12 protein-coding genes are annotated in these 14,720 nt (G+C 61.3%); 7 read left to right on the top strand and 5 right to left on the bottom strand.

The genetic code is table 11. From position 1 onward, the window contains the following. Nucleotides 1–358 precede the first annotated feature (358 nt). The 6 genes from J2Y48_RS08200 to J2Y48_RS08175 all read left to right on the top strand — a co-directional run bounded on the left by J2Y48_RS08200 (nt 359) and on the right by J2Y48_RS08175 (nt 6,743). Nucleotides 359–1,189 carry a hypothetical protein gene (locus tag J2Y48_RS08200; protein ID WP_310415514.1) on the top strand — a complete coding sequence of 277 codons (831 nt, stop codon included), beginning with the start codon at nt 359–361 and terminating at the stop codon, nt 1,187–1,189. Nucleotides 1,190–1,666: 477 nt separating this feature from the next. Continuing rightward, nucleotides 1,667–2,635 (top strand): TRAP transporter substrate-binding protein, encoded by a 969-nt coding sequence (locus J2Y48_RS08195; protein WP_310415511.1) that lies wholly within the window; start codon nt 1,667–1,669, stop codon nt 2,633–2,635. Between the two features lie 60 nt (nt 2,636–2,695). Further along, nucleotides 2,696–3,160: a TRAP transporter small permease gene (locus J2Y48_RS08190; RefSeq protein ID WP_310415508.1), complete on the top strand. Its 465-nt coding sequence runs from the start codon at nt 2,696–2,698 to the stop codon at nt 3,158–3,160. Further along, nucleotides 3,157–4,434: a TRAP transporter large permease gene (locus J2Y48_RS08185; protein ID WP_310415505.1), complete on the top strand. Its 1,278-nt coding sequence runs from the start codon at nt 3,157–3,159 to the stop codon at nt 4,432–4,434. The genes J2Y48_RS08190 and J2Y48_RS08185 overlap by 4 nt, the downstream gene beginning before the upstream one ends. 16 nt (nt 4,435–4,450) lie before the next feature. Beyond that, the gene (locus J2Y48_RS08180) at nt 4,451–5,239 is read left to right on the top strand and encodes an aldolase/citrate lyase family protein (protein WP_310415502.1); all 789 of its coding nucleotides are present in this window, start codon (nt 4,451–4,453) and stop codon (nt 5,237–5,239) included. Nucleotides 5,240–5,243: 4 nt separating this feature from the next. After that, nucleotides 5,244–6,743, top strand: a complete 1,500-nt coding sequence (locus tag J2Y48_RS08175) for an FGGY family carbohydrate kinase (RefSeq protein ID WP_310415499.1) — start codon at nt 5,244–5,246, stop codon at nt 6,741–6,743. Here J2Y48_RS08175 and J2Y48_RS08170 read toward each other — a convergent pair. Together J2Y48_RS08170 and J2Y48_RS08165 are read right to left on the bottom strand one after the other, a co-directional pair. After that, nucleotides 6,679–7,680, bottom strand: a complete 1,002-nt coding sequence (locus J2Y48_RS08170) for a LysR family transcriptional regulator (RefSeq protein ID WP_310415496.1) — start codon at nt 7,678–7,680, stop codon at nt 6,679–6,681. The genes J2Y48_RS08175 and J2Y48_RS08170 overlap by 65 nt on opposite strands. Nucleotides 7,681–7,853: 173 nt before the next feature. Continuing rightward, complete coding sequence (locus tag J2Y48_RS08165) at nt 7,854–8,345, bottom strand: ion channel (protein ID WP_310415492.1); 492 nt, start codon at nt 8,343–8,345, stop codon at nt 7,854–7,856. A gap of 415 nt (nt 8,346–8,760) precedes the next feature. Between J2Y48_RS08165 and ggt the strand changes: the two genes are divergently transcribed. Continuing rightward, entirely contained in the window at nt 8,761–10,347 is a 1,587-nt protein-coding gene (gene ggt, locus J2Y48_RS08160; RefSeq protein ID WP_310415488.1) for a gamma-glutamyltransferase, read from the top strand. A gap of 138 nt (nt 10,348–10,485) precedes the next feature. Here the strand turns inward: ggt and J2Y48_RS08155 are convergent, their stop codons facing one another. The 3 genes from J2Y48_RS08155 to J2Y48_RS08145 all read right to left on the bottom strand — a co-directional run bounded on the left by J2Y48_RS08155 (nt 10,486) and on the right by J2Y48_RS08145 (nt 14,710). Beyond that, a complete protein-coding gene (locus tag J2Y48_RS08155; RefSeq protein WP_310415746.1) occupies nt 10,486–11,724 on the bottom strand; it encodes an FAD-dependent oxidoreductase in 1,239 nt (412 codons plus the stop codon). Between the two features lie 22 nt (nt 11,725–11,746). Next, a complete protein-coding gene (locus tag J2Y48_RS08150; RefSeq protein WP_310415485.1) occupies nt 11,747–12,058 on the bottom strand; it encodes a M81 family metallopeptidase in 312 nt (103 codons plus the stop codon). Between the two features lie 90 nt (nt 12,059–12,148). Beyond that, on the bottom strand, nt 12,149–14,710 hold the full coding sequence (locus tag J2Y48_RS08145; protein WP_310415482.1) for an FAD-dependent oxidoreductase: 2,562 nt from the start codon (nt 14,708–14,710) through the stop codon (nt 12,149–12,151). Nucleotides 14,711–14,720: the final 10 nt, after the last annotated feature.

Genomic DNA, 14,720 nt, shown 5'->3' with positions numbered 1-14,720 from the left:
TCGCTCTCACAATTGCCTTCGGCGGCTGAGGCCTGCCATTTACCGATGATTGAAAAAACCCGATCGTCGCCTTCGGCAATTCTGTTGTTGACACTCAAATGCTAAAATGTGTCGGCGCGGGCGATCATCCCTGACGCACCGCGTTCGTGTTCAACGCCGATGCAGACCGAGAACAGGCCCACCGGATTGTCCGAGGCCTCGGCCGGCACCCTTCACACTGAAACTTTACGACGAAGCCAACAAGGACAGATGGTCGTCGTTCAGCATGAAAAGCGCTGGTGGCGTCCATTCGCCGACCAAGCGGGCAGTTTCGCCCGCACGTTCGGACTTCCAATGACCCAGAACGCAGGAGGTAGCCATGATTCCCAGAACTGCCGTCTTTCTTTCCTCGTTCCTTGCCGCGAGCCAACATCTGGTCGCCGACGCGACATTGGCGCAGGACGCCACTATCAAGCCGCACGTTCCACTTGCGAAAACGATTGGCCAGGTAACGCCGACCGGGCCGGTTCCATCCCTTTTCGTCCTTAATTCCGCAGGCGCAAAGCTGGAGGGAACCACGCTCACCATGACCGGTGTTTCAATGAACTCGATCGTCTTTGCCGATCGTCCAGTTCGTGCGGCCGGCCACGTCACGACTGAGCAGTTCATCATGCAATGGGACAAAGGCAAGGGCAGTTTCGCCGTCGATCCGCCCAATGCCACCATTTCCATCCTTGGTGGCGATGGGTCGAAGGTCGAAGATGCTGTGGTGACGATCATGAATCCAAGGCTTGAAGGCGGCAACCTGACGTTTGAGGTGGCCGTCCTTGAAGGAAGTCTGTCCGGTGGGAGTGGGCCGGCGGCTCTGTTCATTGACCGTGGTGGTTTTGGTGGCTTCGGCGGGGGCGGCTTCGGCGGAGGTGGACGGGACTTTGGTGGCGGCGGCTTCGGCGGCGGACGCGGCGAGTTTGCTGGAGGCGATCGAGTGGGCGACGTCCACGTTAATGACGTCCATGTCAACGACGTCCATGCCAACTACTGGCATGCTCCGAACTATCATGGCGCCTGGTATGCCGGCGCGGGCGTTGCGACCGGGGTCGCCATCGGGGCAGCAGCCACCGCGCCCTATCGCTACGGCAACCGCTACGATGACTCCTACTATACCGGCTACGGGCCGTGTGGATACTACCCCTATCCACCATGCTACTAGCGTCGGACGTTTTGATTGAATCGACGGGATTCCGTTGAGTAGGGTTTCGCGATTCACTTCCGGAGGAAGTGATTTGCGATGGCAAAAGCTTATTCCCTTGGTCTTCGGACACGTGCTGTCAGTCATGTCGACGCCGGTCATTCGCGCCATGCCGCGCCGCCCATTTTGGCGTGTCGGCTTCCTTCGTCGTGGAACTGGTTCGGGTTTGGCGCGGCTCCGGTCGCCTTTTGCCTCGACGGGGTGGCGGCGCTCTTCCACGTGTCGAATTGAATGCGTTGTCGGTGGCCGTCATCGCACTTTCGCTCATCGCGGCGCCGTCCCGACGCGACATCACCCTGCGCGACCATAAGTGAATAGAATACATAATATACCATAATGCGCTTTGACTAATTTTTCGGATTGCTTCAACGAACCGGTAGGCAGGCTGGTGCGGGAACGAGCGCCGCCGCGCCCATAGCAACACTGGGAGGGAGTATGATGAGGTTCGGAAAATTCGCCGCGGTGGCGGCTTTTGTTGGCGCGTTCGCCGTTGGCGCCGCAGCGGCGCAGGAAAAGACTTTTAAAGTTTCGCACGTTTTCAGCGCCGATCATCCTGTGCATCTTGGTCTGTCCAAGGCCGACGAATTGCTGAAGCAGAAGTCCGGCGGCCGCTTTGCGTTGCAGATTTTCCCGTCCGGCACCTTCGCCAGCTATCGCGACGCGGTGACGGCGGTGCAGATGGGCACGCTCGACATGGCGCCGCTCGATACGGCCATCGACTGCATGCCCGCCTCGGGCGTGATGCTGTCGCCTTACACTTTCCGCGACTACGACCACTGGCGCGCGTTCAAGGGCAGCGAGGTCTATGGCAAGCTGCTGGCGGATATCAGCGAGGCGTGCGGCGTTCAGCAACTCAGCCTCTACACCTTCGGTTTTCGCCACGCGACGACCGGCAAGGTAAAGGCGACCACTCCTGACGAGTTCAAGGATTTGAAGCTGCGGGTGGCGAACTTCGCTCCCTATCCCGAAGCTGCCACCGTGCTGGGCGCGACGGGCACGCCGCTGCCGGTCGGCGATGTCTATCTGGCCTTGTCGAACGGAGTTGCGGACGGGCAGGAAAACCCCTTCACCCAGATCGTCACCATGAAGCTCTTTGAGGTTCAGAAGCACCTGATCCTCACGGGTCACATGCTGGCGAGCTCGGGCCTGACGATATCGCAGCGCGCCTGGGACGAGCTATCGACAGAGGACCAGGCGCTGTTGCGCGAGGTGTTCACCGAAGCGGCCGCCCATGTCGACTCGCTGGTGATCGACGGTGAGGCGAAGTTGCTGGACGAGTTGACCTCCACTCACGGCATGGAAAAGGTCGAAGTCGACAAGCAGCCCTTCATGGACCGGGTGCCGCTGGTGCTGGCGAAATACCCGGAGTTCAAGGAACTCTACGATCAAATTCAGGCGATTGAATAACCGCCGCCTATCAGATGCTCCTTTCCCGCCGTAGCGCGGGGAGGGGCCGGGGGAGTTCCTATGATCCGATTTCTGAAGACCGCGGAAGTGGGGATTGGCAGCTTCTGCCTGTTCGCCATGTTTGCGATACTGTGCACAAACATTCTGATGCGCTACGGCTTCAACGCCGCCTTGCCCTGGGCCGAAGAGGTGTCGAACTACCTCTTTGTCTGGGCGGGATTCCTGTCCTGCGCTTACTTGCTGGGTAAGGACGAGCATCTGCGGGTCGACTTTCTGGTCAGCCGGTTTTCGGACAAGACCCAGGCCGCGATCCGATTGTTCAACGATCTGGTGCTTGTCGCTTTCTTTGTGTCGATGGTGATCCCGAGCTTCCAATTGCTTGGCAAGCTGAGGACTACTCCGTCTTTGCGGATGCCTGAGGCGATCCCCTATTCGATCCTGCCGATCACCATGCTGATTTGCCTGGTGCATCTGATTTCACTGATCCGCCGCCACTACGCGGCCTACCGGGATGCCGCCGCATGAGCCTTGCTATCCTTCTCGGCGTTTTTGCCATTCTGTTCTTCCTGGGAATGCCTGTCGCCTTCGCGATGATCGTCGCTGCCTGGGCCTACATTCTGTACAGCGGCTTTGACCTGTCCTTCATGGCACTGCAAATGTTCGCAGGGTTGGATTTCTTCGTCCTGCTGGCTATCCCCTTGTTCATCCTTGCCTCCGAGGTCATGGCGCGCACATCGGTCGCCCAGAGGATCTTTGATTTCGCGGAGGCGCTGGTCGGCGGCATTCATGGCGGCCTCGGCCATGTGAATACCGTCACTTCGGTTATCTTTTCCGGAATGTCCGGCTCCGCTGTGGCGGACGTCGGGGGCATCGGGCGGCTCAGCCACAGGGCCATGGTCAATCAGGGCTATCCGGCGCCGTTCAGCGCCGCCGTCACGGCGACGAGCGCGGTGATCGGACCGATCATTCCGCCATCGATCCCGATGATCGTCTTTTCGATGGTCTCAGGCGCGTCGATCGCGAAACTGTTCTTTGCCGGCGCCATCCCGGGCCTGCTGATCGCCGCAGCGCTGTTCGTCTACGTTTACGTCGTCGCCAAACGCCGGGGATATCCCATGGGCAGACGCGCGACGTTCGCCCAGTTGATTGCCGCTTTCATCGCCGGTTTTCTGCCTCTGATGACACCGGTCATCCTTCTGGCGAGCATCTATCTGGGCATCGTCACCATCACGGAAGCCGCGGCGGTCGCCGTGCTCTACGCTCTCGCGCTGGGGATCTTTGTCTATCGGGCGCTGTCATGGCAGGATTTCCTCGACTGTATGCGCACCGTGTTTATTGCCTGTGGCGCCATCCTGATCCTGCTGCCGGCCGCAAAGGTCTTCGGTTTCGCCCTTACGGCGGAGGGCGTGTCCAATCATTTCGCTGCCTGGATCATGTCGATCTCGGACAATCCGATCTTCATCCTGATTGCGATTAACGTGCTGTTCATCGTGCTTGGTTGCATCTCCGACCCCAACGTCAACATCATGCTTTTCGTGCCGATCGTCATGCCGCTGGCCAACGCCATCGGTCTGGATCCGATACACTTCGGCATGATCGTGGTGCTCAACTGCATGATCGGCCTGGTGACGCCGCCGGTCGGAGGGCTGCTATTCGCCATCTGCGGCATGGAGAAGCTGCGCTTCGAGACGGTGGTGAATGCGATGTGGCCCTTCCTTGGCCTCCTCTTCTGCATTCTCGCCCTCGTTACGGCTTTTCCGGCGCTTTCCCTTTGGCTGCCCGGCATCCTGTTCAACTGACTGAAAAGAGCGAGCAATGACGATTTCGCATGCTTGGATGAAGCCGGCCCTGGCTTCTGGAGCGGTGCTGCGCGGCATTATGGTGTCGGAGTTGAAGACACCGTTTCTCGGCGCGATCCTTGATTCGGCGGGGATGGACTTCGCCATTCTCGACCAGGAGCACGGGAGTTATGGCGCGGATATGCTCGCCACGCTCATCGCCGGGTTCCGCGGAGGGCGCTGCCAACCGATCGTCCGGGTGCCGGAGATCCGTCGCGACTGTTTCCTGACACCGTTGGAAATGGGAGCGGCCGGGGTTCTGGTTCCGCGTGTCGAGACGGCTGATCAGGCGCGTGCCATCGTCGATTTCTGCCGCTATGCGCCTTCAGGCTCTCGGGGGGTCAGCCTGAGCCGCGCGCATACCGGCTTCGCCCGGGTCTCGGCCAGCGAATATCTTGCGCGCGCGAATAAGGAAATTCTCATCGGCGTGCAGATCGAAACCGCGGAGGCCCTCGACTCGCTGGACGACATCTTGGCGGTCGAGGGTGTCGACATGGCCTTCATTGGCCCCTCGGACCTAAGCGTGAGCTGCGGGATATCGGCGAATTTGCGGGCGCCTGAAATGGCGTCACATATCGACAACATCCTCGCGGCTTGCCGGCGTCACGGCAAGATCGGCGCGCTGCAGACCACCGACTGGGAAAGCGCCATGGCGCTGGTGCCAGCGGGCCTGGCCATGATCTCCGCCACCACCGACCTGGCCGCGCTGCAGCACGGTCTGCGGGCGGCGCTCGCCGCCCTGCCGGTCGCGACACCAGGAGGCTGATCCAATGCCCGCCACTAGCCCCACATATCTCGGTCTTGATTTAGGGACGAGCAGTCTCAAGGCCCTGCTCGTCGCGGCAGACGGCCAGGTGATAGCCGAAGCTTCGGCCAATTATCCGACCTTGCGGCCGCAGGTGGGCTGGACCGAGCAGGATCCTGCCGACTGGCGCGTCGCCATGGCGGACGTGGTGAAGCAACTTCAAGCGCGCGCGCCGGAGTCCATGGCCCGGGTGACGGCGGTTGGGTTCTGTTCGGCGGCGCACTTGCCGGTGCTGCTGGATCAGGCGGGCGAGGTAATCCGACCGGCGATCCTCTGGAGCGATCAGAGGAGCGCTGTCGAGGTGGCGCAGCTTCGCGCGACGCATGGGGAGCATATCCGCCGGGTGACGCTGAACGAGCCATCCTGCACCTGGACGCTGCCGCAACTCATGTGGATCGCCGCCAACGAAGCCGGGGCGATAGAGCGGGCGGCGATGCTGCTGTCCTCCAAGGACTACCTGATTCATCTGCTGACCGGGGTCTACAGCATGGATCTGACTTCGGCGGTGGCAACGCTGCTTTATGATGTGCCCAGCGGCCGCTGGGATGCGGACTTGGTCCAATTGGCAGGGCTGAAACCCTCGGCGTTGCCGCCGGTCTGTGCCTCGGCGACGGTTGTCGGGCGCATCGGCGAGGGGCGGGAATGCTTCGGCCTCCCTGCCGGGGTCGCCGTGGTGAGCGGGGGGCTCGACAGCGCGGCGGAGATGGTGGCCTGCGCCGGGCGATCCGATACAGCCCCAGCGGTGATCCGGGTCGGATCGTCGGCGGCGATCCTGGCGCCATGTAAGGCGGTGTTCCGACCGGGGTTGCTGAACTACCCGCATGCCATACGGCCCGGGCACTATCTCCAGGCCGGGACCAATGCCGGCGCGGTGGCGCTGCAATGGGCGCGGCAATTCAATGGCAACCTATCCCATGGCGAAGTCGACAGCGCGGTGTTGGCGACGCCGCCAGGCGCCGAGGGGTTACTCTTCCATCCCTATCTCCAGGGCGAGCGCGCGCCATTCTGGAACCCCGATCTGCGGGGAAGTTTCTCGGGACTGCACACCGGGCACGGTAACAGTCATTTTCTGCGCGCCGTGATGGAGGGCGTGGCATTGTCTTTGCGGGACTGCATGGAGCGGCTGTCCGTGGGGTTGCCTGACGCGGCCGGGACAAGGCTGGCCGGCGGTGTGACGCGTGGCCGTGTCTGGCCGCAGATCCTGGCCGACGTGCTTGGGCGCCCGCTTGAGACTGTCGAGCACGCCGAATCCGCGATCGGCGCGGCTTTCATCGCGATGCGGGCCGTCAGTGGCGAAGCGGCCGTGCCCGAGGTGAGGGTGAAGGCGGTCGTACGCCCGCGGCCCGAAATCGCCTATGTCTATAACGAGGCCTTTGAGCGCTATCAGCGGCTGGCCGATTTCATGGATGCTGAGTATCGAAGGCGGCAACTGCGTTCACCGGAGCTTGCCCTGCCGTTTCAGTGAAGTGGCGCCAGCCCTCGGGCAACGGCCGCTGGGTCACCGCTGGAAACAGATCCGGGCGGTTGCGCGCGAAGGCCAGAAACAGCCGCGCCACCCGCGTCATGCGATGCGGGATAAAGGCCGCGCCGAGCTGTTCGCACAAATCGTCGGTGTTGATATCCAGCGCCACCAGCCGCCCTTGCTCCAGAAGGTCCGCCGCCGCCCAGTCTGGCAGGAAGGCGATGCCGCTCTCGATCTCTGTCAGCGTGCGAATCAAATGGGTGTCGTTGCTTTGGCTGGCGATCTCCGGTGTGATGCCGTGCAATGCGAAGAAGTGATCGCTGAGGGCGCGGAAGTTAATTCCCCGCTCGTACAGGACGAATTTTTCGCCGGCGATATCGGCCGGCCGCAGCCCCTTGGCGTTGGCCAGGGGATGGTTGGGGCTGACAACGATCAGAGTGCGGTGATGGCCCAGAACGACTTGGCGGATGCGCGGATCCCGATGGGGATAGGGGATCGGCAGGAAACCGATATCGAGCGCCCCATGCAGGATGTCCTCAGCCGTTTGTTCCGTATGCGAGGTCGTGCGGATGTCCAGCTTTATGTTCGGATAGGTTCGCCCGAACGCCTGATAGAGCCTTGCCCAGATGAACGATGTCCCCGATGTGCTGGTGCCGACCCGGATGCGGCCCTGATACTCCTCGGGCGCCAGATCGCTTTCCGGCAGAAGCGCCTGGCGCTGCTGCAAAAGGCTTTGAGCTTGGGGCAGCAGGTTACGCCCGGCCTCGGTAATTTCGCATTGGCGGGCGTTGCGGAGAAACAATGGCTCCTTCAGTTCCTCCTCCAGCCGGCGGATCGTTTGGCTGACGGCCGATTGGGACATGTTGAGCTGCTCAGCGGCCAGCGAGAAACTACCGCATTCCGCAATTGCAACAAAGGTCTGCAGGTGGCGAAACTCCATGTTGGCACGCTACGGGTTTCGCGCCTTTTATTCCAGAGTTGAAAAGAGGAGATGTCAGATTAAACACTCGGACCGAGCGCGACCCGGCAAAGGCTGCGCTAACCGCGCTTTGGCCGAATGGCGCCCGGGTCACAGAACGTCAAGAACGGATCCGCGCCGGACATTAATCCTGCTTATTCGTTATCGGCAGAAACCAAACCTTTTTGTCGCTCGGCCCTCTCTCTGTCTGCCTTGCCGAAGGCGGTCATGATGCTCACCAGAACGCTCACCGTCCAACCAAACGTAAATAATCCCGACATGGCGATGATCGGTCCAATTAGTCTCCATTCATCGGGTAATGTGACCGCGTCGTCGCCAAGGGTCGTGTAGCTCTCAAGTACGAAATAGTAGGCGTCACGGAGAGATGGAACTATTTGCAGAAATACCAGCGGCGTTGCCCAGAGCAATGTTTCCGCGAAGTGCAGAGCTGCGAGTAATCCTATGTTCGCAGCGAGCAACATGTTCAGACGCCATAATGGAGTTGCCCCAGTTACGTGGATCCAGGCCCTGTTGAAGCGTCGATTTATCGTTCGGATGCCTGCGCCATGGACGAAGATTACGACGATCATCGTTAGCGTGCCCAGGATGATTTCCAAAAGCGGATGGGGAGCTGAGAGTTCGTCCATGTCTGAATCCCTTCGGCCACAGTGTCGAAACGATATCGCATGTGCCGGACCCTGTCTCCAGAGCGATGGGTATGTTGCCTGCGTCTCATGTGGCCGCCTAACGTGCACATAGGCCTTGGCCAGCGACGCTCCACCAACAGTGCAGTGAACGCAAAAAGTAAAGCAACGGAGCCATGAGGGGCATCGTTGTCAGTCGTGTGCGCCTTTGGTAGCGTCGCAGCCGAGTTCGCCATGTCACGAGGGGGAGGCTAGGACATGAGAGACAAGCCAAGGTGGCGACCATCCAACGACCCTGAACGTCCGCCGCGTATCGAACCAACCAGGTAACCGATCCAAACACGTCGCTCCCGCGGGTGTGCCAGTCGGCGGCCCGTGACGGGATCGCGCTCTCTCCTTCCAACGAGTCCTTGAAGCCATGCGCAATTTCCAGCTCCCTGGTCGTTCTCCCGTTCGCACAATGGAAGCAATGGCGGCGACCTCGCATCCGCTGTCAACGCTCGCGGCCGTCGAAATGCTTCGTGCCGGTGGCAACGCGATGGATGCCGCCGTTTGCGCCGCCGCTGTCCAGGCAGTGGTCGAGCCGCAATCGACAGGCATCGGTGGCGACTGTTTTGTCCTCTATGCGCCGAAAGGCGAGGGCAACGTGCTTGCCTTTAATGGCTCCGGTCGCTCGCCAGAGGCCGCCACCTTGGAGTGGTACGTCGAACGCGACTTTACGGAGATACCCACCCATGGGCCGCATTCGGTGACCATTCCGGGCGCGATTGATGCGTGGTGCCGCCTGATCGAGGACCACGGTCGCAAAAGTCTGGACGAAGTCCTCCAACCCGCCATCCGCTATGCGGAGCGCGGCTATGTGATCCATGATCGGGTTGCATTCGACTGGAATGATGCACTCGGCACATTGACCGGGGATGAGTATGCCGCCCGTCTGTTTTTGAAGGATGGCGCTCCTTTGCAGGCGGGTGCCGTGCACGTTCAGCCCGAATTGGCGGCGACGCTGCGAACGATTGCAGCGCGGGGCAGGGCGGGCTTTTACGAAGGCGCTGTCGCCGAGGATCTTGTCGGCCGCCTTCAAGCGCTCGGCGGACTCCATACACTCGATGATTTTGCCTCCACCGCCGGCGAGTATGTCCAGCCAGTGAGCATTTCCTACCGCGGCCATGACATATACCAGATGCCGCCCAACAATCAGGGCCTGACGGCACTGCTGATGCTCAACATCCTTTCGGAATTTGATCTGAAGGGGCTCGGTCCATGCGGTGTTGAGCGACTGCATCTGGAGGTCGAGGCGGGTAGGCTCGCCTATCGCGATCGAGACCGGTACATCGGCGATCCGGATCAGGTGGATATGCCCGTCGATCGACTGTTGTCTCGAGACTATGCGCGTGCGCTCTCGACCGCGATCAAGCGCGACCGCCCGATGTCCGATCTGCCCGATGTCGCCTTGCCGAATAGCGACACGGTCTACATCTCGATTGTCGATAGCGAGCGAAACGCCGTCTCGTTCATCAATTCGACGTTTCATTCGTTCGGAAGCGGAATCGTAGGCCCGCGCTCCGGGGTCGTTCTCCAGAACCGCGGCAGCAGCTTCAGGCTCGATCAGGGTCATCCAAACGTCATTGCCCCCCGGAAAAGACCGATGCACACGATTATGCCGGGAATGGCGGTGAAAGATGGTCGCGCTGTCATGCCCTTCGGCGTCATGGGCGGCGCATACCAGCCGTTCGGTCATGCGCACGTCCTCACCAACATGCTGGATTTCGGAATGGACCCTCAGGAGGCGTTGGACGCGCCTCGGGTGTTCTATCGCGACGGGGTAATTGAAGCCGAGAGCGGCGTTGCGGCAGAGGTTCTCTCGGGGCTTGAGGCTCTTGGGCATGCCGTGACCGGAGCGCCCGAACCGCTGGGCGGTGGGCAGGTGGTCGTGATCGATTGGGAAAGCGGCACCCTTACCGGCGCATCCGATCCGCGCAAGGACGGGTGTGCGCTGGGATTTTAGGTTCGAGGCGTCCTTATTTCGTCGCGTGCAAACAGGCACGCTCGCGAGCGGATAGCATAAGGGCTGATCTTGCAGAAACCCCTTGGCCTTGACCCACCGGCCGGAAAGAGATGTCGGTGCAGTCAAGCGCGATTTGAATCAAAAGCGATCTGCGCGATAGGGTGAGGGGTTCGCAATGGGTTTTTCTCCGGTCATCTGCTCCGCTAACAAACGACCACTCACCGGGCCAAGGGTAAATCCGTGGTGTGCGTGACCAAAGTTGAACCAAAGTCCGGGGTGCCTCCCGGCATGTCCAATCACCGGTTTCATATCCGGCAGGCACGGTCGCACCCCCATCCATGCCTCTTGCTCCACGCGCTTGCCGAGCGGAAACAGCCTCCGGGCGACCGTCTCCGCCATGTCCAGCTGAATTGGTGTTGGCGCGGAATCACGTGGGGCCAGTTCGATACCCGTTGTCAGACGAACGCCATCGAGCATTGGCGACAGGACGAAACCTCCATATTCGCTCAGGATCGGTCGTCTTAAGGAGACCCCATCGGCTGGGGAGAAGTGCATATGGTATCCGCGCTTCACGGCAAGTGGAATGCGATAGCCCAGGGGCTCGATCACGTCCGTCGACCACGCCCCAAGTGCGACAACGACTTCTTTCACCCGGATGTTGCCGGCCACCGATGGCAGGCACCAGTGCCCGTCGGCCTGCTTCAAACCTCGTGCGTCAGCATGAACAAATTTTCCGCCCCGCCGCAGGAACAACTCGGCGTAAGCCTTGGTCACCGCGCCGGGGCTGGACACAGTGACGGGATCGCGCCAATGGATCGCCCCGAAAGTGGACGCGTTGACCGAGGGCTCCAGTTCGAGCAGCTGCTGGGTTTCCAGCACGTCATAGCTTAACCCATATTTCAGCAGGCTTTCGGCCGTCTTTATCGAATACCCCAGATCCTTGGGAGTGCGGCAGATTTCCAGCCATCCATTCTGACGGGCAAGGTGGGTGGCGTCCGCATCCTGCAGCATGCGCATGTGCTCGCTGACACAAAGCTCGATGAGCGGGAGCATGTCGCGAGTTGCTTCGGCCAGACGTCCGGGCGAAGAGTGGCGCCAATATTGGAACAGCCACGGAGCGATGCGAGGCAGATGCCGCCAGTGGTAGCGGACATCCGCCGACTGGTTCAGGGCGAAACGTAGAACCGTCAGGGCATTGCGTGGGAAAGCATATGGCACGACGCTTGCGCGCTCGATAAGGCCTGCGTTGCCGTAACTGGTCTCCTCGCCGGGGCCGCGTCGGTCGACCAGAACGACGGACCGTCCCTTGGCCTGCAGATGCAGGGCCGTGGACACGCCGACGATACCCGCGCCGAGAACTGCGACGTCATTATCAATGGTCAAAATCGATTCCTAACAATTAGCTGAAAAGCCGGATGCGCCGAGGCAGCTGCAGGATATCTCCAGCTTGCCCGCCGCGCTCGCGCATATCCATATGCGGATAGGTTTTGTACGAGACGATGATGTTTGCCAGATCGCACATCTTCGCTGTGACATTGGCGTGAAGATCGAGAGTTATCGCAATGGGGATCTCATAACCGACAGCGTCCCGCAACCTAGCAAGCAGTTCGCCCTCGCTGTCTTCGCAGAATTCGGTCACCATCGCGCCGTGCAGGCCGAGCAGAATTCCCGAAATTTCACATCCCTTCCGTTTCATCCAGGCGCCCGTCACGCAACGTCGTTCCCGGCAAAAGCAAAGGCGAGCCTGCTTGGATTCAAGCAGGCCCGCCTTTGACGGTATACACGTTCAAAGAACCTGGGGTCAGGTACGCGGCTTCAGATTTTCGGGATCGTAGAGCGGCTTGTAGCCGATGCCGACAACCTCGACCGGGTAGGTCTCGGTGAAGTACTGGATGTTGAGCTTGCGGCCTTCCTGGCAATAGGCGTGCGGCAGGTAGGCAAGCGCGATGTTCTTTCCGATGGTCGGGCCGAAGGCGATGGAGGTCGTGTAGGAGCGGCGGCCGAGCTCGTCGATCAGCACCTCGCCGGTTTCCGGGTCCATGACCGGCAGGTTGCCGAGCGGATAGCGCTTGATGCCGTTCCTGTCGGTGTTCTCCGTCATGACCAGCGTGCAGAGCATGGCGGGCTGGTGTTCCCGGGCCTTGTACTCCAGGTGCTTTGCCTTGCCGCGGAAGTCGGCCTCCTTGACCTTCGGACGGGCAAGGTCGGCCTCGATGAGGTTGTACTGGGTGAGAAGATCGGCGTTCTGCAGGCGCAGACTCTTTTCCATGCGGCGCGAGTTCGCATAGGTCTCGACGCCGAAGGCCATGACGCCGGTGGCGCGCAGCGCATCCCAGACGGCAAGGCCGTCCTCATACTTCATGTGCAGTTCCCAGCCCTGCTCGCCGACATAGGAGATGCGGAAGGCCGTCACCGGCTTGCCGGCAATCTCGATCGGCTTGATCGCGGCGAAAGCAAAGTTTTCGATATCGAGTCCATCAGGATCGGCAACCACTTTCTTCAGCGTGTCGCGGGCGTTCGGGCCCCAGATGCCGACGGTGATGAACTTCTCCGACACGTCGGTGATGGTGACGTCGAGGCCACGATCCTGCGCGATGCGGCGCATGTAATGGAGGTCGCGCGGGCCGGCATCGGCGCCGTTCACGAGGCGGCCACGATCGGCCATGCGGAAGACCGTGAAGTCGGCGCGCACCATCCCCTCGTCGTCGAGGAAGTGGGTGTAGATGCCCTTGCCGATGTTGCCGTCGCCGCCGACCTTGGCCGCGCAAAGCCATTCGAGCAACTCGACATGATCCGGGCCTTCGATGTCCACCATGTGGAAATGCGAGAGGTTGACGATGCCGCAATCCTCGCTCATCGCCAGGTGCTCGGCGTTGGAGACGCGCCAGAAGTGGCGGTTGTCCCACTCGTTCTCGCGTACTGGAACGCGGTCGCCGTACTTTTCCAGGAGATGCTCGTTGGCCTTGTAGCCGTGCGCACGCTCCCAGCCGCCGAGCTCCATGAAGTAGCCGCCAAGCTCGACCTCACGCTCATAGAAGGGCGAGCGCTTGACGTTGCGGCCGTTGGCAAAGGGCTCGCGCGGGTGCACGGCGGGAAAGTAGATCTTCTGGGCGGACTCGGTGCAGCGGCCCGCGATGTATTCCTCTTCCAGCTGGTGCGGGTAGAAACGGGCGTAATCGATGCCGTTGTGGTCGATCTCGGTGCGGCCGTCCGTCATCCAGTCGGCGATCAGCCTGCCGTAGCCGGGACCGTCCTTGACCCAGATGGCGATGCAGTACCAGAGGCCGCGCACCTTCTGGCTCTCGCCGCAGGACGCGCCGCCGGCGGCGGAGACCTGCAAGAGGCCGTTGAACGAGTGGCCTTCGTTGTAGCCGAGCTCGCCGAGGATCGGCGTCAGTTCGATGGCCTTTTCGAGCGGCTCGAGGATCTGTTCCATGTCCAGGTCGCGCTGCGAGGGCGAAAGCCGTGCCTCGTGCTTTTCGAGAATGTCGCGCGGATGGCAGAGGCGCGGATTGCTGGTCTCGTAGTAGCCCCACTCGATCTGACCGCCTTCGGTCGTCTTCGGGTCTCCGGTGTCGCGCATGTAGGCGGAGTTGCCCTGGTCGCGCAGCAGCGGATAGCCGATCTCCTTGCCGGTGCCCTCGAATTCGTTGTACGGGCCGAAGAAGGTCAGCGGGTGGTCGACCGGCATGACCGGCAGGTCTTCGCCGACCATTTCGGCGATCAGTCGGCCCCAGATGCCGGCGCAGACGACGACGTGGTCGGCCATGATCGTGCCGCGGTGCGTGACGACGCCCTTGATGCGGCCATTCTCGACGATGAGCGATTGGGCGGGCGTGTTGGCGAAGGCCTGCAGCTTACCGGTCTTTTCCGCGGCGTCGACCAGCTTGCCGGCAACCGTCTGCGAACGCGGAATGACGAGGCCGGCGTCGGGATCGAACAAGCCGCCCTGCACCTGATCTTCCTCGATCAGCGGGAACAGCTTCTTGATCTCAGCCGGCGAGACATAATGGGCGCGGGTGCCGAAGGCCTTGGCCGAGGTCAGCTTGCGCTTGATCTCTTCCATCCAGGCATCGTCGCCGGTGCGGGCCACTTCCAAGCCGCCGATACGGGCGTAATGGCCCATCTTTTCGAAGAAATCGACCGAGTACTGCGTGGTCCAGACAGACAGATAGTCATGGCTGGTCGTGTAACAGAAGTCGGAGGCATGTGCCGTCGAGCCGATGTCGGTCGGAATGCCCGACTTGTCGATGCCGACGATGTCGTCCCAGCCCCGCTCGATCAGATGATGGGCGATCGACGCGCCGACGATGCCACCCAGCCCGACGATTACGACTTTCGCCTTGTTCGGAAACCCTGCCATTGATTGCCAC

Source organism: Mycoplana sp. BE70, assembly GCF_031455855.1.
Taxonomy (GTDB): domain Bacteria; phylum Pseudomonadota; class Alphaproteobacteria; order Rhizobiales; family Rhizobiaceae; genus Mycoplana.
Note: the sequence above shows the minus strand (reverse complement) of the source record. Positions and strands in the feature narration are given on the sequence as shown.